An 18,824-nucleotide genomic window follows, 5' to 3' on the forward strand; every position below is an offset into this window, starting at 1 on the left:
AGAAGCCCCATGACTGATGCGAGCGATAGAGGGCCGAGCCGCGAGGCGGTCTTTGAGGCGCTGATTGAGATCTTGGTCCCAGGCGGGCGTTTCTCATTCGATTTCCACGGAAGCGGGGACTCAGGGGATGTCACTGAGCTATCGGTGACACTCCCCAAGACCTTTCCGGAAGGATCCCAAATCGGTCTTGCCGCCGAAGTCTTGCTGGATCTCAACCATGAACCCTCCGTGAGTCCCGGTCGAGTCTGTGAGCTCAATGAATCCGCCTCGGGGGTGCTTTCGGGATTCGCAAACGAGCTGATCAGTCGTCAGTTTCCCGGCAGCGAAATGGACGCGGGAAGCCAGGGCTCCTGCCAGGTTCTGCTTGAGACTTGCGCTGAGATGGGAGTGGACCCTGAAACCATGGCGACGGCCGCCCCCCCAATCGCTGGAAAATCTCTCTTTGTCGATTCCGAGATTGTTTATAACCGGTCTGAGCCCCCTCCGGACTTGAACATCGAGTTTGAGGTCAAACCAAGCAACGACCAGTTGCTTTCATTGTTCCGGTCTGCCAGAAGGGCGTGCGGTTCGGATCGGCTCGACCTCGGGGAGGAGATCCTGGGGGTCATTACTGGGGATGCCCGAGGGGACACATTCCCGGAGGCTCGCTTTGCAGTGGCTTTGCATGAAGAAATTCGGGGCTATGACGCACGCGTGTCCCCCCATCTTGGCAGCAACTCCATCGGGGCTGAGCTAAAGGAGGCGGAAGAATTAGGTGCCAGTCCCGGTGATGCCATCGACCTATGGGTGGAAGAGAACAGAGGGGCCGAAAGCCTTCGCGTTGGGCTGTCCATAATTGGCAGCCATCGACCCATGGCCTGGACCACGACAGAATCCGAGCCAGAAAAGCGCACGACCTCGATTGAGGAGAACCTCTTTAAGCCGGCCGGCCTCGAAATCCTGTCGAAAATGGCGGCCAAGGTCCAGGCTCGCATCCGTGCTGTGGAAATGAGCAAGGCGGCCACTCCAAGCCCTCCATCACCGGGGCGCCCGCAGCGTCCGCGCATGTAATCGAGAAATGAGACTCCGATGAGCCACCTTCTCTACAGCATCAGGGTATTTCTGATGGGCCCGGATCCGATGGAGCCAAAGCGTTCGGTGTACCCATCGAAACGATAGGCCTGGCCTCGCCAAACCGCAAAACCAAAAAGGGGCGCTAATTGCGCCCCTTTCCTTTGGTGCCACCAGATGCCGGCAGCTGATTTGCTATTCGGGCGCAGCGTCTAGAGCGACGTCCTCATCCGCCTGCTCCGGCACAGAGACAACATTTCGAACCCGTCCGTTCTTGATGATGCTGGACCCTGCCGTGGCCCGGCCGCTGCGCGGGAGATCGCCACCGGAAATTCGATTGGCGCCGCCTGCGTCGTTGAAGATCACGACATCCATGCCTTCGAACAAGACCGTGGCGGCAGCAATGTCACCCGACCGCTTGTTCGGTGCATGAGCGGTGACCCCTTTGCCGGCTCGCGCCTGCATCCGGAAATCTCCGATGGGCGTGGCCTTGCCGATCCCCTTGTCGGTCAGCACGAGAAGGGCGGCCTTGTCGATCTCGTCATTGCGTACCAGATCCGCCGAGATGACGCTGTCTGGGTCACCCATCTTGATCCCGCGCACACCCTTCGAAGTCCGGCCAATGGCCCGCGCCTCGCTGAGCGGGAAACGGATCGCATGGCAGTTGTCGGAGGCCATCACCACCGATTCGTTTTCGGCATCGAACGAGAGGCGGGCGCATACGATGGCGTCGTCCTCCTCCAGCGTGATACCGCACGTCCCTCCTTTGCGTGTCGCGCTGGAGAAAAGGGATAGGGTCGTGCGCTTCACCAGGCCTTTGCGAGTGAAGATCACGAAGCTCTTGCTCTCGTCACTCAGCTCCGGTGTCGTCACCATCGCTACCACACTGCCCTCGAGGCCCTCGAAGACGTTCCTGTAGTGGCGTCCGCGGTTACCAATCCCGGTATCAGGGATGTCGTAGGCTTTGACTGCATGGACCTGCCCCTGGTCGGTGAGCGCGACCAGGTAGTCGTGGCTATTCCCGGTATGGAACGTCGTGACGACATCATCATCCGCAATCTCGATGATCGACCGCCCCTTGGTGCCTCGGTTCTGCCGCTTGAGCGCGTCGGCTGAGACACGCTTCAAGTACCCCTGCTGGGTCGCCACAAGGACCACCTGCTCTTCCGGGATCAGGTCGGCCGCAGAAACCCGAGACAGTGATGTGTCGATGGTCGTGCGGCGCTCGTCACCATGCGTGTCCACGATAGCCTGTAGCTCGTCTTTCAGGAGCCCCCGCTGGCGCTCATCGCTGGCCAAGATCGAGCGCAGTTCTTCAACCTTTGCTGCCAGGCCTTCGTGCTCCTCCCGAATGTCCTTGATCTGCATGCCCGTGAGCCGCTGGAGTTTGAGATCCAGAATGGCTTGAGCCTGTGTTTCATCAATCGCAAGCAGATTCACAAGCCCCAAGCGCGCCTCTTCCGCATCCATGCTGGCGCGGATGGTCGCAATGGTCTCGTCCAGGCGATCCAGCGCCGCGAGGAATCCCTCGAGGATGTGCAGCCGATCAAGAGCCTTGTTCAGATCGAACCGAGTCCGACGCTGAATGACCTCGATGCGGTGTTTATAGAACTGATCGAAGACATCGCGAATGCCCATCTGGACCGGCGTCTGACCGATCAGAGCCCGCACGTTGTACGATTTCGTGTCCTCGAGACGGGTCTTTGCGACGAGCTGGATTGCGATCAGCTCGGGCTCGTATCCCGCCTTGATGTCGAGCACGATCCGAATGCCTTTCTTGTTTGACTCTTCTCGCAGATCCGCCACACCTTCGATCTTTTTCTCCCGGATCAGGTCGGCGATCTGTTCGACTAGAGAGGCTTTGTTGACTCCGTACGGGATCTCCGTGATCACCAGTCGTTTCGCGCCGCGCTTGCGGTCTTCGATCTCCCACCTGGCGCGCAGTTTTACGCTTCCAGATCCTGTCTCAAGCGCCTGAATGTACCCATCGAGGTCATGAACAATGCCGCCGGTAGGGAAGTCCGGGCCCGGCATGATTTGCGCAATCTCGCGCGTGGAGATCTCAGGGTTGTCCATCCACGCCAGGAACGCATCCGATGTTTCGCGGAGGTTATGCGGCTGGACCCTTGTAGCCATGCCGACTGCGATCCCATCGGACCCATTGACCCACAGATTTGGGTAGGCGAGGGGCAAGACCGAAGGTTCGCTCTCGGTGCCATCAAAGTTGTCGCGGAAATCGACGGTGTCTTTGCCGATGTCGTTGAACATCTTCCCGCCCATTTTCGACAATCGCATTTCGGTGTATCGCATGGCGGCCGGGTTGTCGCCGTCCATCGAACCGAAATTGCCCTGGCCATCGATCAGCGGGTGCCGCATCGACCACGTCTGCGCCAGTCGAACGGCTGCCTCATAGGCAGCCGAATCCCCATGGGGGTGGTACTTACCGATCACCTCACCAACTACGCGAGCGGATTTCTTGTGCGGGCTCCCCGGCTGGATACCGAGGCTATGCATGGCGTACAGGATGCGCCGATGAACCGGCTTCAACCCATCACGAGCGTCCGGAAGCGCTCGATCGGTAATGACGGACAGGGAGTAATCGAGAAAAGAGGTCTGCATGACCTCCCGAATATCCAGGTCGAGCGGGACCAGGTCTTCTCCGTCGACCTCAGTGATGTCAGACATGATGTTTCCTCAGGTTCTTTTGGTGGGCATGCGCCGGCCTATGGCTGCGCACCCGGATGATTTGTCAGATGTCTACCGAGGCGGTCTCGGCTCCACGCTCAATGAACTCTCGACGCGGCCCGGTATCGGTCCCCATCAGGGTCTCGAACACCGAATCGTCCAGCTCCATGCCGTCCTCGGAGTAGTGCACGCGGCCCACGCGCCTGGTTTTCGGATCCATAGCGCTCTCCCAGAGCTGCTCTGGGTCCATCTCGCCCAAACCCTTGAAGCGCTGCACCCGCCACTTGTCCGGATTGCTTTGTCGAGCCAGGAACGCCTTCAGCTCAGCGTCATCTTTCAGATAGAACGCCTTTTCCCCCTTCTTCGCCCGATAGAGCGGCGGGAGCGCTGAATAAACATACCCACCTTCGATAAGCTGGGGGGCGTAGACGTGCAATAGGGTCAGCACTAGCGTAGTGATGTGCGCGCCATCTACGTCCGCATCGGCGAGGATGATGATCTTGTGGTACCTCAGTTTCGAGATGTCGAATTCCGAGTGCGGCCCGCAGCCCAGCGCGAGCACGAGATTCTTCACCTCTTCGCTCTTGATGATATCGGCGAACTTCGCCTTGTATGCATTCAGGATCTTCCCCTTCAGGGGGAGGATGGCCTGGTATGCCCGATCACGCCCTTGTTTAGCGGAGCCCCCCGCCGAATCGCCCTCCACCAGGAAGAGCTCGGATTTAGCCGGATCCTGCTCCTGGCAATCTGCCAGCTTGCCGGGCAGGGCAGTCGCTCGGATCACGGACTTGCGGTTAATCACGATCTCGGCTGCTTTCTCGGCCGCCTGACGGGCCTCCTGGGCGGTTTTGGCGCGCTCGATGACCGCCTTCGCCGCATCAGGGTTCTCTTCGAAGACTCGCCCGATAGCGTCCCTCACCGAACGTGACACGACGCCCTCGACTGAGCCGTTCTTCAGTTTCTCTTTGGTTTGCCCTTGGAATAGGGGGTTGCCCAGCCGAACGGCCACGGCGGCAACCAGGCCGGATTGGACGTCATCGCTAGACAGGGACGCCCCTTTCTTCAGCATGTTGTTCGCCTGGGCGTACGTGTTGGCGGCTCGCGTTACGGCCTTCTTCAGGCCCACCACATGAACTCCATCCTGGGTGGGGATAATGTTCGCGAAGCTCGCAATGGTTCCGTTCTTTTCGTACCAACGAAGGGCCACGGACACCTCGATTTCGCCCTCACCCTCGACTTCTTCGGAGCTGTCGGCCGAGATGACTTCGCTTACGGCCCGACCGCTGCGGAAAGCCAGGTCCTCCAGGATCTCGGCGAATGCGCCGAACTCGTACTCCACGGAGCGCGGCTCGTCCTCTGGGGAGCTTGAGTTCACCTCTTCCGACAGGGATAGCTTCAGGCCGGGAGCAAGGTATGCGGTCTGCTTGAGGCGCTCAGCAACGAGATCGAAATCCACCACGGCACCGGTCTCAAAGAACTCCAAGTCCGGCCAAAAACGCACGGTCGTGCCCGTTTGCTTGCTGCGGACCTCTTGAATGTCTGGCGCATCAGGAACTCCGCCATCGATGAAGCGCTGCCGGTAACGCTTCCCGTCGCGAACGATATCCACCTCGAGCCGCTTCGAGAGAGCATTGGTAACGGCCGAACCGACGCCATGCAGGCCACCGGATACTTTGTAAGCCCCGTTGTCGAACTTTCCGCCCGCGTGCAAGGTGGTCAGCACGAGCGCTGCGGTATGCATACCCTTCTCGTGATGCATGTCGATCGGGATCCCGCGCCCGTTATCCTCCACAGAGTAGGAGCCGTCGGCATGGAAGCGGACTTTGATCTCACTCCCGTGGCCCGCCAAGGCTTCGTCGGTCGCGTTGTCAACGATCTCCCAGAGGAGGTGGCGGAGCCCCGCGGAGTCGGTTGACCCAATGTACATCCCGGGTCGCTTTCGAACGGGCTCCAACCCCTCCAACACCTGGATGGAGGTGCTGTCGTAAGCGGTTTCATTAGCCATCTGTGATCCTTTGTGTCTTGTTATAGGCAAAAAAAACCACCCCTCAACATCAGGGGTGGCCATCTAGCTTCATGCCTTACGAAGTCGGTTGTCCGTCCGTTCCGAGCTCTCCGGCGCGGATCATGTCGAGTTTGCGCTCGTAGTATTCGACTTCCTTCTTGCCCATGAGAAGGCTGAATGCTTTCTTTCCGTATTTGATCATCACCCAGACGAACGGAGAGGCCGCAATCAGCCCCCAAATGATGCCGAGCATCCCAAACATCAGAAAGAAGAAAATGATCGGAATGATCTGCGCAGCCGCCACGAAGAGGCTGCCTCGGCCGAGCTGACCCATCTGATCTCGAAGCACATTCTTCGCCTCTGGTCGGTCAGGCGACACGCCGAGCTGAGTCAGCAGGGGAATGACCTTCTCGGAAAAGAATTTGTCGTACTTCTTCGCTTCCTTTTCTTCCACATTCATTGGATTTTAGTCCCTTGTAATAAAAGTAATATTATTGTTTCATTTCGGAGCCATTGCGTCAACCCCGACGTCAACTTTCCTGGTTGTTCTTCTTAAGTAGAGGAGCCACATCTAAAGAAACTGGATGGGCGGAAAATTTCGTTTCTAAACTCGCCTCGCGATCCTTCGAATCTCTTCGGCTTCCTTGGGAGGGACGACGACGGTCACCACTTCCCAGTCGCCAGGCTGGCCTTTGTACTTGGTGATGGCTTCCCGTATCCGCTTGGTCACCTTTGCAACCATTTGCCGGGATACGCCTTCCTCTCTCGCGACCTCGGAGGCCTTTTTGCCGCCAAGAATCACTTGCTCAGCCATTTCAATCGAGTGTTCTCCGAGCGGAGTCATTCGTGCGGCGTGATCGAAATCTTCTTTGGTGACTATGCTAGGGCTGGACATTGGCGCCGTCTTTATTCTGATTGGGATCCTCCCGACGCTACCAGAATGTCACCCTATATGTCAACCTATGCTTTTTATATGCCCAACGCTGTGGCTTTGGATCGCATCTTCTCAAACACGTCTTCTTTGAGCTCAGAAGCGCGCGATGTAACCAGTTCTGGAGCTGCCGCCACTTCCCACTCGAGACCCATTTCGGAAGCGAATCCTGAGGGCTGGTACTTGGCGCGCTCATACCCCCAGTAGATCTCGTTCGCGTGGTGGACGACCAGCCTCTCGCGAGCTCGCGTAGCGGCGACGTACGACAGGCGCCGTTCCTCCTCAAGAGAGTTCGTAGAGGCGTCGTCGTCATCTTCAGGCCCGGAGGAGCGACGCTCCATTGGCATCAGTCCAGCCGACATGCCAGCTACATGGACGGTGTGGTACTCCAAGCCTTTGACCTTGAACACGGTCGCCAGCGTTACTGCATCGTGGTCCATCTCTTCATCCGGGGTAGCGATGCCCATCTCCTGGATGGCCGTCCATTGCTCGCGGCGAGACAACTCGCTGTCGACAGAGGATTGGTCGCTTGACCCGAACCGGGCGTGAATGGCGTCCTCGATGTCGACCAAGGTCTTGAGCCGTCGATTGAAAGCTTCTTTCGGGCGCTCCGCCTGTTTGGACATCTCTTGCAGCTTGCCTTCGAAGTCGCCCCCATCGGGATCGAGAGCCCAGGAACTCAGGAAAAGCGGGGGCCATTTCTCCAGAGCGGCCATTCGGTTAGCCAGGGACTCGGCGGCCGCGGCTGCGCGCTTGTTCAGGCGAACATGGTGGCGCGACTCCAGAATAGGCGTGTCGTGCACGGCGGCATGCCCAATCAGGGCGCCGAGCGATTTTTCTCCGAGCCCGTCTACCAACGTTGCCAGCTTGGTCACCGCGAAGCTGTCGCTTGGGTTGATGTTGTAGCGTACTGCGGCCATCAAAAGCTGCGCCTCCTGCCTATCGAAGAGGTCCACCCCTTGGGCGACGTGGTAGGGAATGCCCCTGGCGATGAGCGCCGGCTCCAGGACGCCGGCCATCCGGTTAGTGCGGTATAGCACTGCGATCCTTTTCGGCGGGACACCGCGGTCGATCTGCGCTTTGATGTCATCAGCGATCGCGCCGGACATGTCCTCTCCGGCGTCATGAAGCTGCGCGCGCGGCGGCGTGCCTTGATGCTGACGACCCGAGAACGGTGTCTTGGGGATCCGGTTGACGTTGTGCTTTATATGCACTGCCGCAGCTTCAACAATAGATGGCGCACTTCGGTAGTTGCGCTCCAGGCGCACAATGCGGGCGCCGGTCTCGTCGAGGAATTCTTGGAGGTTTCGCGGCCTGGCGCCGCGCCACTCATAGATGCACTGATCATCGTCGCCCACGAGCATCAGGTTGTTGTGCTTAGTGAACGTACGAACCATCTGGTATTGCGCCCGGTTAGTGTCCTGGGCCTCGTCGACAGCCACACTGGGGAAGCGATCCGATAGCTGCTCCGCCCACTCTGGGTGCAGGGTGAGCCCGGATAGGGGGAGGGCGATAAGGTCTCCGAAGTCGACCACGTTCGCGTCTCTTTTCTCGGTGTTGTACTGCGAGAGCGCATTATTCAGCTCAGCCCAATGGCGACGCTCTACATCTGACTTTTCCAGGACTTCGATAATGGACTGCCGGCGCTCCGCATCGTCCTTGGCCGCCGTTGGGTCCCCGAGCATTAGGCCCTCGTTGGACAGGATGTCCTGTATGGTCATTAGTCGCTTGAGAGGAATCGCCTCCTGGAAGCCCTGGCTCTGCTCTTTCAGGAGTTTGCGCAGCATCTTTTTCTGGTCCGCAGGATCGACCAGGCTGACCCCGCTTCGCCGCTGGCATTTCTCGGGTGCGGCCTGTATTAACCGCCACCCGAACGAGTGGAAGTTTTCGATAGTGGGCATCTTGTCCCGCCCCGGATTGCCGAGCCGGTCTCTTAGGCGGGCATACATCTCGCGCGCAGCCTTCCTGGAGAAGGTGAGCTTAAGGAGGTTCTCGGGGGGCATCCCGGACTCGATCATCCGGGCACTGCGCTCAGTCAGCGTTGCCGTTTTCCCCGCCCCGGCCCCCGCGAGCACAAGGACCGGACCCGATGTAATCGCGGCCGCTTTCTCCTGGTCGTTGTCCAGGACGATCTCGTCATGACCCATCGCGCCATTTGCTCCCAAGTGATGCTCTGTCGAGACAGTATCACTTGTGCAACAGCTCCGTCGAGTGTTAGACCGCCATTGAGGCCATAGGCGCCCCAGCGATTAGGCCGGCCAGGCGGGTCCTGCGCTGAATGCTGCTAGAGGCCCGAACAGCCCTCATAAGTGCCCCCCTGTCAGCAAGTATCGTGGTGTGCTGTCTCCCGCGCGTGATACCTGTGTAGAGCAACCTTTGATTCAGCATGAACTGCGCCTGCGAGGAAACCACCTGGATGACCCCGGGGTATTCGCTTCCTTGGCTCTTGTGGACGGTGATTGCATAGGCAAGCTTGAGGTGCTGCAGGTCATCCGCCTCAAAGGTAACCGGCCCCTTGTTGTCGACGTCGACCACCATCGATCGCGTACTGCGACCCACCTCAAGAACCACCCCCTGATCTCCATTAAAAACCCCGAGGTTGTAGTCGTTGACGGTCTGGATGACCCTGTCGCCGGGGGCAATGATTCCGCCGTTCATGGGGATCGAGCGATGCTCCACGATCCCTGGGTTCAAGTGACCCTGCAGGAGGATGTTGAGGGCGTCCGTGCCGAGGACACCTCTCCGTTGCGGGGAGATCACCTGGACCTGATGTGGCCCGAACTTTTCGGCGAGCTCGGTGAATCTTTCGAGGAGGGCAGGGTGCGCCACGGACGGGTCTTTATCGTCGTCGATAAAACTCACATCCAGATCGCCCCCTGGCTGGGGCTCTTTGCCCGATAGCACCTGCTGCGCACCCAGTACGATTGCGCTCCCTTCCCCCTGGCGATGGATAGTATCCAGGCGGGCAACCGGCGTTGCGCCGGCCTGGATGAGATCCCGCAGCACTGCGCCGGCCCCTACGGACGGCAGCTGATCCGGATCCCCAAGCAGCACGAGCCGGGCCCCATCAGGGATCGCCTCGACCAGGCTCCGGAACAAGTGCGCAGGGATCATGCTGCACTCATCGACGGCAAGCACATCAACGTCAAGAGGGTTCTTTCGGTTCCGCGCAAAGCCGTTCTCTCCGTACTCGAGAAGGCGGTGAATCGTGAACGCTTCCACGCCCGTCGACTCCGTCATTCTATTGGCCGCTTTTCCTGTCGGAGCGGCAAGCTTGACGACAACCGACTTTCCGGTCTTCCGGATCGCTTCGATCACCCCGGACAGAACAGTGGTCTTGCCGACGCCCGGCCCCCCGGTCACGATGGAGACGGGGCTGTCGTGGGCGATTTTGATGGCGTCTCTTTGGGCGTCTGCGAGATGAAAGGGGAGGCTTGCCTCGACCGATTTCATCGCCTCTTCAAACGGAATCCGATTGCGTTTGAGTTTGCCCATGGATAGGCGCTTGATCGCGTCAGCGATATCCTTCTCGACCTCGAAGATCTCTTTCTCCGAGAACACCGCCTCAAGATCCGCCCCCGTAGTCCGCACGATCTCGCCGCGAAGCTCCGCCTCCTCAATGCCAATTCGGGCTACCTTGTCGTTCCCAATCTCCAGTAGCGACATTGTTTTTCGGACGAGCTCATGCTCAGGAAGGTAGCAGTGCCCCTCGTTACCAGCCTCCTCTAGGGCATAGATTACGCCCGCCCTGGCGCGCCTTCTGGACGCCCACGGGACACCCAACTTAATGGCCGCGGCGTCGGCTAGCTTGAACCCAATCCCGCGGATGTCTCGGTAAATGATGTAGGGGTCTTCTTCGATCAGTGAGCGAGTATCCTTCCCGAGCTTTTTGATGATGTTCGCTGCGCGCCGCCCTCCGAACCCGAGCCCCAGAAGGAATGCCATATGAGCTGAGTTCTCCGAGCATTCTTTGGCGGACAGATGGATCTTCTCGGCGAGCTTGTGGTTGCATCCAAGAGCTTTCTGGACGGCTTCCGGGCCGGACTCAATGGCCTCTAGGGCGCGCTCGCCTAGTGCGCCTACTAGCTTCTTGGCGCGCTCTGGCCCAACGTTCTTAATGATTCCCGAAGAGAGATACCTCAGAAGCTCGGCCTCGGAGTTCGGGCGAACAACTTCGATTTCAGAGGCCTGCACTTGTACACCATACGAGGAATGGACGGACTCTTTCCCTCGAATTCTGACGGTAAGCCCTGGCGCCAGGGGTGCGGGCGTTTTTCCGACAACCTTTCGATCGGCCCCATCTTGGTCGCTCACCTGCATCGCGAAATAGCCGCTTTCTTCTCGCGCATGCATGAACACTCGGCTGATCTCAGCCTCAATTGATAGCTCCTCCTGCTCAGACAAGCTCGGCCCCTCGCTCATGCGCCCACCGCCCTCGATTTACTTTGATATTCGTAGCAGAGTATGCCTTACTGTATCATAACAACCACCCGACGTTCTCATAGTATAGAGGTAGGTATGGCACCTAGGATTACGCTCATAAAGACAGCCGGCGAGCAGTTTGCAGCCATGTTGGTTGGGGGCGTGAATGTCGCCTGTTCGCCGAGCCCCGGCGATCCCGAGCCAGCCACAGAGGACCCCAGCCGATTGGCGCGTGCATGCATACCCGCTCAGGAGGTGATCAACCTGTCGCGCATGATGGCCCTTGCTTGCGGCTCCAAGGTGAGCATCGTGGAGATGAGCGACATGGGCGGCGATGATTGGTCGTGGCTTGAGGTCCAGGACGTACTAAGCGAGGCCGGGATTATAAGCGGGGAGGACGCGTTCCCGACCCATTTCCTCGAGTCGGCGGGGGCTGCCGCTCACTGACCGACGCCCCGGTCACCGCGGCACTACGGGCCGAGCGAATGCCCCAGGCAAGTGTTGACAGGGGGCGTGTCGAGACGATACTACTTACGCAACTATAGCCGCCGGCTGTTTTGCGAGGTAGCCCCATGTCCGAACAGATGACTTTTGAGCTTGATTTTCCTGACCGTCATGCAGGCCCAGGCGGGAGCGCAGTTGCCCCTGGCTCGGATGCCTCCCGGGCCCATGAGCCCTTCTTCTTGCTCGGAGCCATGGACGCAGAGATGCGGAGGGTCGCAGAGATCCTGGATCAAGGGGTCCGCCTGGGGATCTGCTCGGGGTACGAGCAGGCCCGGATCAACGGTCGCCCAGTTCATGTCGCCAACGCTTTCAAGGCCGTCGATGCCCCGAGCGCCTACAACGGCCAGGCGCCTTTCTTTGCCGTTGAATGCTCGCCGCCGAAAGGCGTCAAGAAAGCGATCCCAGTGACTCACGAGAAGCCAGGGCTCAGCGAAGGCCCTTCGGTGTCGGACTATTTGTCGGCCTCTCTTATCGGGCAGGTGGTTGGCGCGCTCTCGGAGCGCGCAATCGAGCGCCAATGCAGTAACGAGTTCGAGGCGTTTCTTTCCGAAAGGGGCGAAGACCTGCGTTTCGCAGCCGCGGCGGATCACGCTCTTTCGGCCGCGTACCAGGGGCAGTGCCCAGGGGTGGATCCGAGCAGGCTAGCGGAGTGGCGGCTTCGGGAGCGGGCCGCAGCGCGGGGCATCCCAGTGGATCACGTTCGGGACCAGATGCGGGAAGCTGTCGACGTTATCGAGGCCACCAGCCATCACGGGGCGAGCGGAGAGTCATTGGCGGGCGCGCCGCTCGTGCGCTTGGAAGATTCCATCCCGGAAGTTAGGGAGGCCGCAGCCTATCTTGGTGTGGCGGTTGAGTACGAGATCGAAGACATGGCCACCAATAATCGCAAGCTCGTTCTTGTTGGCGCGTCGCCCGGCCAGGTTGCCGAATGGATGGGGCAGAGGGCTCCGGATCTAGGCGGCGAGCGAATCCACGGGTCCCCCAGCAAAGGGACGGCCCAGGCGACCTTGGACATCCCCTTGGTGCCTGACCGCCCCGATGGCGATCGCCCCGCGCCCATGAGGATGCGTTAACCTCGATGCCGATCAGGCGGGCCGCCCAGAGATCACACCTCGTAGACTTCCACTGTCGCGCATACGGGGCTTTCCGCCGCGCTGTCCTGGGGTGCAATCACATCTAGCTCGGCGGGCTCGCCGTTTCCGACATCCATGACGGACATGGTGTACATCTCAAGGTCCACATCGGGAAAAGCCTCAAGAACGCCGTCGACAGCCATAAATGGTACGGCTTGATGGTAGCAATCGCTCCCCATGACCTTTGCTTCGAACGTCCTCTCAGGTGCGCCTGACATTGCCGATGGTGATGCCTCTACGCGCAGCATCCTAGGGTAGGCCCTTTGCATGTGTTCTCCTTATGGCGCGCGACGGATTGACGGCGCGCTTTGTATGTCGTTCTCGGATGATTCGTCTGCGTCGCTCTTCAGCGCCCGGCCACCCCCAAGTTTCGAAAGGGCAGCCATCATCGCGAGTCCGTTCTCGCGGCCTTCGCCGCCAAATCCTTTGAACCCTGAGGCCTTGTCCTGCTCGGGCGGACTATCGAGATAGCTTTCTAGAGCTGGCGCCCTATGCTCTGCGCTCCGACCTGCTGGGGCCTGCCTATGCGCTGAAGGCTTCACGCGGACGACCTCCCATCGGGTGACCCTGCTTCCGGCCGCATTCACTGCATCGCGCCCTTGTATGCGGCCATCCTCCATCAACCGTGCGATTTCACCTCTCACTTCCCCGGGGTCCATCCGCATCGTCTCGGCGATCTGATCGAGAGTGCAGCCAGGGTTTAGCCGAATAAGGTCAACAACCTTAACCGGCCGTTGCGCGCGCCCGTGGCGCCAATCGATTTCCCGGCTCATGACCTCGCCTCCGCGAAACAAGACAGCTAAGAGCCTGCCCGGCCCCTCAGGGAATCGAGCCGGACCTGCCGCATTTTGCATATCAAGCCTAGTTCTAGCACGACCTCGGGTGGCCTTCAATGTCCGCAGGATATGGGCGCGGGCCTTAGGGTTCGGCCATGTAGATCGCACGAAACCACAGAGCGGCCTCTGTTGATTGTCGATCAAGTAGCAGCGCCGAAGCCTCAAAATTGGAGACCATCGCCTCACAGGCAGGCCGGGGCTTAACTTTGACTTTCGCTTGGCTGAACACCTATATTCATAGAAGGAATCTCATTGAGGAATAAGATGTTCTGCATACTTGTAGGTTACATCGAAGGGGCGCTGCCGAGCCCGTCATCCGATGCGCTCTCCGCGGGCGTTATGTTTTCTCTCTCACCCATCTCTATCGATGGAAAAAGAAGCGGACAAACAGTATCTTGTCGGATATCTCACGCGTCTTCCGGGGCGGTTTCTATACCGGGAGATAGTAGCGAGCCAGTAGTGGTTACCGGCTCCCTCGATGTCGGTCAAGGTGGACAGCAGAGCGGCCAGATTTGTCTGGAAGTCGCGAGTATTGCTCCAGCCGCTGAGGGCCACGCATTAGATGTCTCTGCCGTGCTCGCGCGATCCGATATCCCAGCCCAGGGCCCAGCGCCCCTGGTCCCCCCGCCGGAGGGCGCGGCACAAAGAACCCAAGGGGTTGCGCCCGCCGGGAACCGGATGGTCGACCGAGACGAGAGCGAGATCTGGTTTTAGGCTGACCCCGATCAACCCCTCTCGACCCCGGTGGTATTACGTAAGTGATATGGTCTTGACATCTCGGTGACTGATGGTATCGTTTGCCATCACATTCAACGCCCGGCGTTACATGGGCGACCGAGAAAAGTGGGTTAAAAGTCATGCAGGCCATTTTGCTGAGCACCGATGATGTCGCGGAAACTCCCCAGGCGGGTGGTCGCTCGTTCGCGACCTTGGAAGTGCACACGGAAAACGTGGAGCGCTATTTCCTTCCTCTCATCGCGCATGACCCCAGCATTCCCCGGGGGGCGCACGATCGGCTTCGGGAGGCGCTCGATCCTCGCCATACTGAGATTTGCCCGATCGATGCCGCTAGCAATTCGCTAACGCCTACGACCCTTATTCGCATTCACAGCCTTCCGACTGACGAAGTGCGCAGCAGGGCGCGCTCCCTGGTTGAGTTCTGCCGGGCCCTAGAGATCGGGTACAACCTGGTCACATCCGACTTTTCTGATCACTCACCCCGGCACTCTGTGCTCAGGGGCATGCCATCGCATGGTCGGGGCCTCGCTGAAGATGGAGGCGTTGTACCAGCAGCGGATTGCGGTGGCGCTCGAGATCACGATGCCATGCGGATGTATCACTTCCGGTCCATCTCGCTTGAGGATGCCTTGGCTGTGCATAAGGGGGCGTCTCCGGTGAGCACTGACCGACGGCTGGGCCATTTTCAAGTCGCAGATGTGAACTATCATGCCAACGCTTCCAGGGGTTCTGCGTTCTATCCTTTTGCCCTCGCTGCGTGCCGGCGCGCCAACCTCAGAAATGACAGCGGTGTTCGCGACCGAGTCCTCTCCGAAGATCTTCACCACGCCCGGCACCAATTCGAGGCATGCCCTGGTCTTTAGGTTTCTACTCCAATCCTGAGTTCGTTTCTAAGCTTTGGACTTTCTCGCCCAATAGCGGATATTCTATTCTAGAACCGAAAGCAAGAGGCGGCCCGACATGATGGCGAACGAATCCATCAGCAGAGTTTTTGTTTACGCGATCGATGTCTCTAACGGGGAGCTTGAACGGTTCTCTGCGCCGCGCTCGGTCTTGAGCGCTCAGCACGCATCCGACCCCCGACTTCAGGGGCAGTCCGCCGAACAGATTAAGGCCTGGGTTCTCGATGCGGTATCGCGTAGAGATGGATCCATCTCGACAATGGACCCACTGTTTGCGCCCCCGGTCGATGGTGCGAATGATGACGCCCTGGTCCTGCTGATCGGATATCTTGGCTCGCTGCTGGACCGCGATGGCCATGGTGAGCCTAAGGATGCGCATGTTGCGGTCTCGTTTTACCGGAATTCTGGATCACATGTGATCTGCGAGCTCGACGCATCAATTCTTGAGGCATCCACGCCTCCACCCGGAGGCTACCAGGCGGGCTCTGGATTTCTCGAGACGGAGGACGTTTTCGAGCGCGTTAACCCGGTCATCTTCGCGCGCCTCGGGGCTGCCAGGGGTCGGCTCGCTACTCCTGACTGGCGAGGGGCGCCCGGATCAATCGAATCGGCGGCTTAACGCCGCCGATCGAGCCCTATCCCTCAAACTCCCCCGTATCGGGGTTATAAGTCCCGAGCCCGAATTGCTGCTGCATATAGCTAACGCGGCCAGGGCAGATCTCCTGTACCCAGTAGTTAAATCGCATTCGAGATAGGGTCGGGTCCTCAACGACAATGTGCACAATGCGATTGAATTCTGTCATTAGTTGAAGCTCGTTGTACCCCTCATCCCAGGCGTCGCACCACTGGGTTGCGTACCAGCACTCGTACTCGCCATTCCATGCGTCCCAGTCGTATCGGCATTGAGGGGCCAGTTCCGTGTGGTGTATGTACGGAGGCCGGCTTAAGTCGATTCCATCCCACTCAAAACTGTTCGTTGGGGATGACCATTGAAATCCGTCATCCGGCGGAGCTTCAGTTCCCGGGTTTACACGAATGTTTCCGCCGCGGTAGTCCGTCATGAAGTCGCCGTATCCACCGTAGTCCGATTGCATTGAATCAAACCCGCAACTGCCTCCGGCGCCACCCCCATATTGGGCGCTCGCCGTCGTGATGCTGATGGCGACTAGCGCGGCGGCCGACACGGGGGCGCCAGCCCAAAAGGGTTGGCGCCGCTTCCGGTTGCCGGGTGTCAACGCCAGGGATTGTTCGTAATCAGTCATGGTCGGGCCCGTCAGTGGATTGGGAGTGATCTTCTTGCTCTGTGATTGCTGTGGTGCACTCGGCCCCTCGCGGAACCGGGGAGGCCTCGCTCAGGATGGCGGGGTCGACATCGAGCTCCGCACCACACATAGAGAGCACTTTGTAAATGAAGCCCATTCGGTCCTCGATGCCGGCAAACCTGGCCACCCTGTCGGTCGTAAGCATGAAGCGATAGGCGTCGCCGTCCAGGCCTGGAGCGAGCTCGCATAGCCGCTCCGCCAACCGCTCGCTCGAAATGCTCTCGCTTTCGCTTGGCGAGCTGCAGCCAGAAACAACGAATGCCGCAGCGGAAGCTGCGGCAAGGTAAAGTGACGCCTTTCGCATTCTATTCGTTCTCAATTTTTGAGCGTGTTCTTCATATATGGTACTTTTAGTTCATCTGCAAATCAAAGAATAGGCTATCGAAATGGCAGCCAGCCCCTCGATTTTCATCTATACGATAGCCCCCGCCTCGGGGGTGCTTGTGCAGTCGATATTCCCTGCGCGCTCACTGCGACCGGCCGCGGATCAAGAAGGCGTGAGCGCTGACTCCCTGGACGGGCTGCTCGGTGCGCTGACCTCGCCCGCAGACTCCGGCGACCACGCAGGAATCTCGCGGGCGGGCGGTCTCGCTGGCGCGAGCGCTTCCTGCGCTGCCATCACGCCAGGTGAATCCGACCCGAGTCGAGCGGTTTCGGTGATCTCGGGAATGAGGCTCGAGATCGAAGGAGGGGAGGGCTGGCGATCCCATGGGGGCGATGCGCACGTCGCGATCGCGGTCTATCACCACAGGGGATTTGAGTCCGTGTCGGTTGAGGTTGTGATTCTGGGTTCAATCGAAGTGAGCGCTGAGGCGGTGGATGACCACGGGAGCAGCCCACCCCTTCTTCCGCGGGAGCTGTACGCTATAGCGGGGCCGGTTCTGGAGGGCCGGTATCGAGCGAACCCGGAGCTGGAACCCCCGGTCGACGGAAGCGTCAGAGGGTTCTTTGAGGGCGTGCGCGCGGCCTAGCTTGCACCCATCTCCCTGGCCAACAAGCACATAGATCGCATACCGCGACTTTTTCTGACCGAATCTCCGTAACTATCGGGTTTTAGGTCTCTTCTTGAGTTACGCCGGCGCGTCGCCTTGCCCTTTCAGTGGGGCCCTATCTACACTCTCACGGATGGCTCTTATTCCACATGCACCCCCCCAAGATGAGCGCCCTCGCGGACACGGGGTGACCATCCATCTTGTGGACTCCATGTCGGGGCGTCACTTCCCCTTGCGCCTCCAGGCGTCGGATATCGAAGTCATTTCCGGCTCCGGGGTTCTTGATGATGGCTCGCCCCCGGTCGCCCGCTTCCTCGCCGAATCGCTGGACTTCTTAGCCGCGACGGCGTCCGCCCGAGAGGATGGTCGCACTGTTTCGTGGTGCGAGGTGGCCGAGCGGATCCGTATGGTCGGGATTTGCGCGGCCGCTTTCGCCCTCCGCGGCGAAGAGCTGGGGTCTGGAGGATCGCGTGCCCGGGAGTATGCAGTGATTGTCTACCGGACCTCCGGGGCCGGCAGGCCGGACTCCCCCTCGGTGGCCAGCATGGCGTTTCCCAGCTCCCCCGGTATCGATGCTGTAGCCCGTCGCCAAATACTGGAGCGCGCGGTGCAGCAACTCGCCCCCTGGTCTCAAGCGGAAGAAATCGCCGCTCGCCCCGTCCTCCAGGCTGCAGGCCAGGCAGCATAGCTCTCCAGCGCTAACCGCCCTCGGTGAGCGCTACGGCGCCCTGAGCGGCGGGGGCGACGAAGGCCTGCGAATCCGCTTCTTGAGCGCCCCAAGCCGCACCCGGCGCGACCTTCTGATGTCTATGCTAGATTCGGCATTATCTTAACTGATATACTTTACGCTTACCGTTTATTATGAACCCGCATGAGGCCTTTGACATGAGCCCCAGGATTCGCCAGAGCGCATTTGCCGCTTTGACTCTGTGTTTCGCATCCGCAGTTTCCGCCGACCCTTCTGATTCTTTTGTCGAGCTTGGTGATCTCGAGCGCGCGCACATCCAATACGTGCACGCCGAAGCCAAACTCGCGGACGAGCTATGGGAGGCATCAAAGGGCGGGGACGCTGATGCAACCTATGCCGCGGCTGTGATGCATGAGAACGGGACCGCGGGCCACCGCAGCCCTGAGCTGGCGAGACAGCTCTATCGAGAGGCCGCGCAAGCGGGTCACCGGCCAGCACAGATCGCGCTCGCAAGGATGCTGATTGCAGGGTCCGGCGGCAAGCCAGACGCCTCGGAGGCACTGAAGTGGATGTCCGCAGATTCGTCGGCCGGACGGCCGAGCGGGAAGGACTAAGG

The 18,824-nt window shown here is 59.7% G+C and carries 15 protein-coding genes; 7 read left to right on the forward strand and 8 right to left on the reverse strand.

All coding sequences use genetic code 11. The annotated features are described in order from the left end of the window. Positions 1 to 9: 9 nt before the first annotated feature. Complete coding sequence (locus tag F579_RS0113325) at positions 10 to 1,050, forward strand: hypothetical protein (protein ID WP_019025242.1); 1,041 nt, start codon at positions 10 to 12, stop codon at positions 1,048 to 1,050. 195 nt (positions 1,051 to 1,245) lie between these two features. On the opposite strand, the gene gyrA is transcribed toward F579_RS0113325, so the two are convergent. The 6 genes from gyrA to F579_RS0113355 form a co-directional block, all read right to left on the reverse strand. Beyond that, positions 1,246 to 3,735, reverse strand: a complete 2,490-nt coding sequence (gene gyrA / locus F579_RS0113330) for a DNA gyrase subunit A (protein ID WP_019025243.1) — start codon at positions 3,733 to 3,735, stop codon at positions 1,246 to 1,248. Positions 3,736 to 3,799: 64 nt separating this feature from the next. Continuing rightward, positions 3,800 to 5,740 (reverse strand): type IIA DNA topoisomerase subunit B, encoded by a 1,941-nt coding sequence (locus F579_RS0113335; RefSeq protein WP_019025244.1) that lies wholly within the window; start codon positions 5,738 to 5,740, stop codon positions 3,800 to 3,802. A 76-nt stretch (positions 5,741 to 5,816) separates the two neighbouring features. Next, the gene (locus F579_RS0113340; RefSeq protein WP_019025245.1) at positions 5,817 to 6,200 is read right to left on the reverse strand and encodes a hypothetical protein; all 384 of its coding nucleotides are present in this window, start codon (positions 6,198 to 6,200) and stop codon (positions 5,817 to 5,819) included. Between the two features lie 144 nt (positions 6,201 to 6,344). Then, a complete protein-coding gene (locus tag F579_RS0113345) occupies positions 6,345 to 6,635 on the reverse strand; it encodes a TrfB-related DNA-binding protein (RefSeq protein ID WP_019025246.1) in 291 nt (96 codons plus the stop codon). Positions 6,636 to 6,709: 74 nt separating this feature from the next. Further along, on the reverse strand, positions 6,710 to 8,818 hold the full coding sequence (locus F579_RS0113350; RefSeq protein WP_019025247.1) for an ATP-dependent helicase: 2,109 nt from the start codon (positions 8,816 to 8,818) through the stop codon (positions 6,710 to 6,712). Between the two features lie 67 nt (positions 8,819 to 8,885). Further along, positions 8,886 to 11,075, reverse strand: a complete 2,190-nt coding sequence (locus F579_RS0113355) for an ATP-dependent RecD-like DNA helicase (RefSeq protein ID WP_231365787.1) — start codon at positions 11,073 to 11,075, stop codon at positions 8,886 to 8,888. 243 nt (positions 11,076 to 11,318) lie between these two features. Here F579_RS0113355 and F579_RS15435 point away from each other — a divergent pair, with 243 nt between their 5' ends. Both F579_RS15435 and F579_RS0113365 read left to right on the forward strand, forming a co-directional pair. Then, positions 11,319 to 11,540, forward strand: a complete 222-nt coding sequence (locus F579_RS15435; protein WP_231369426.1) for a hypothetical protein — start codon at positions 11,319 to 11,321, stop codon at positions 11,538 to 11,540. A gap of 125 nt (positions 11,541 to 11,665) precedes the next feature. Next, positions 11,666 to 12,670: a hypothetical protein gene (locus tag F579_RS0113365; RefSeq protein ID WP_019025250.1), complete on the forward strand. Its 1,005-nt coding sequence runs from the start codon at positions 11,666 to 11,668 to the stop codon at positions 12,668 to 12,670. A 32-nt stretch (positions 12,671 to 12,702) separates the two neighbouring features. Here the strand turns inward: F579_RS0113365 and F579_RS0113370 are convergent, their stop codons facing one another. Beyond that, on the reverse strand, positions 12,703 to 12,999 hold the full coding sequence (locus tag F579_RS0113370; protein ID WP_019025251.1) for a hypothetical protein: 297 nt from the start codon (positions 12,997 to 12,999) through the stop codon (positions 12,703 to 12,705). Between the two features lie 2,265 nt (positions 13,000 to 15,264). Here F579_RS0113370 and F579_RS0113390 point away from each other — a divergent pair. After that, positions 15,265 to 15,825: a hypothetical protein gene (locus F579_RS0113390; protein ID WP_019025255.1), complete on the forward strand. Its 561-nt coding sequence runs from the start codon at positions 15,265 to 15,267 to the stop codon at positions 15,823 to 15,825. Positions 15,826 to 15,841: 16 nt separating this feature from the next. Here F579_RS0113390 and F579_RS0113395 read toward each other — a convergent pair whose 3' ends face one another. Beyond that, positions 15,842 to 16,468, reverse strand: a complete 627-nt coding sequence (locus tag F579_RS0113395; RefSeq protein WP_019025256.1) for a hypothetical protein — start codon at positions 16,466 to 16,468, stop codon at positions 15,842 to 15,844. Between the two features lie 446 nt (positions 16,469 to 16,914). Between F579_RS0113395 and F579_RS0113405 the strand changes: the two genes are divergently transcribed. From F579_RS0113405 to F579_RS0113415, 3 genes are all read left to right on the forward strand, one after another. Beyond that, positions 16,915 to 17,499, forward strand: coding sequence for a hypothetical protein (locus F579_RS0113405; protein ID WP_019025258.1), 585 nt, complete (start codon positions 16,915 to 16,917; stop codon positions 17,497 to 17,499). A gap of 208 nt (positions 17,500 to 17,707) precedes the next feature. After that, on the forward strand, positions 17,708 to 18,208 hold the full coding sequence (locus F579_RS0113410) for a hypothetical protein (protein WP_019025259.1): 501 nt from the start codon (positions 17,708 to 17,710) through the stop codon (positions 18,206 to 18,208). A gap of 197 nt (positions 18,209 to 18,405) precedes the next feature. Continuing rightward, complete coding sequence (locus F579_RS0113415; RefSeq protein WP_019025260.1) at positions 18,406 to 18,822, forward strand: tetratricopeptide repeat protein; 417 nt, start codon at positions 18,406 to 18,408, stop codon at positions 18,820 to 18,822. Positions 18,823 to 18,824: the final 2 nt, after the last annotated feature.

It is taken from the genome of Thioalkalivibrio sp. ALJ21 (genome assembly GCF_000378605.1).
Taxonomy (GTDB): Bacteria; Pseudomonadota; Gammaproteobacteria; order Ectothiorhodospirales; family Ectothiorhodospiraceae; genus Thioalkalivibrio.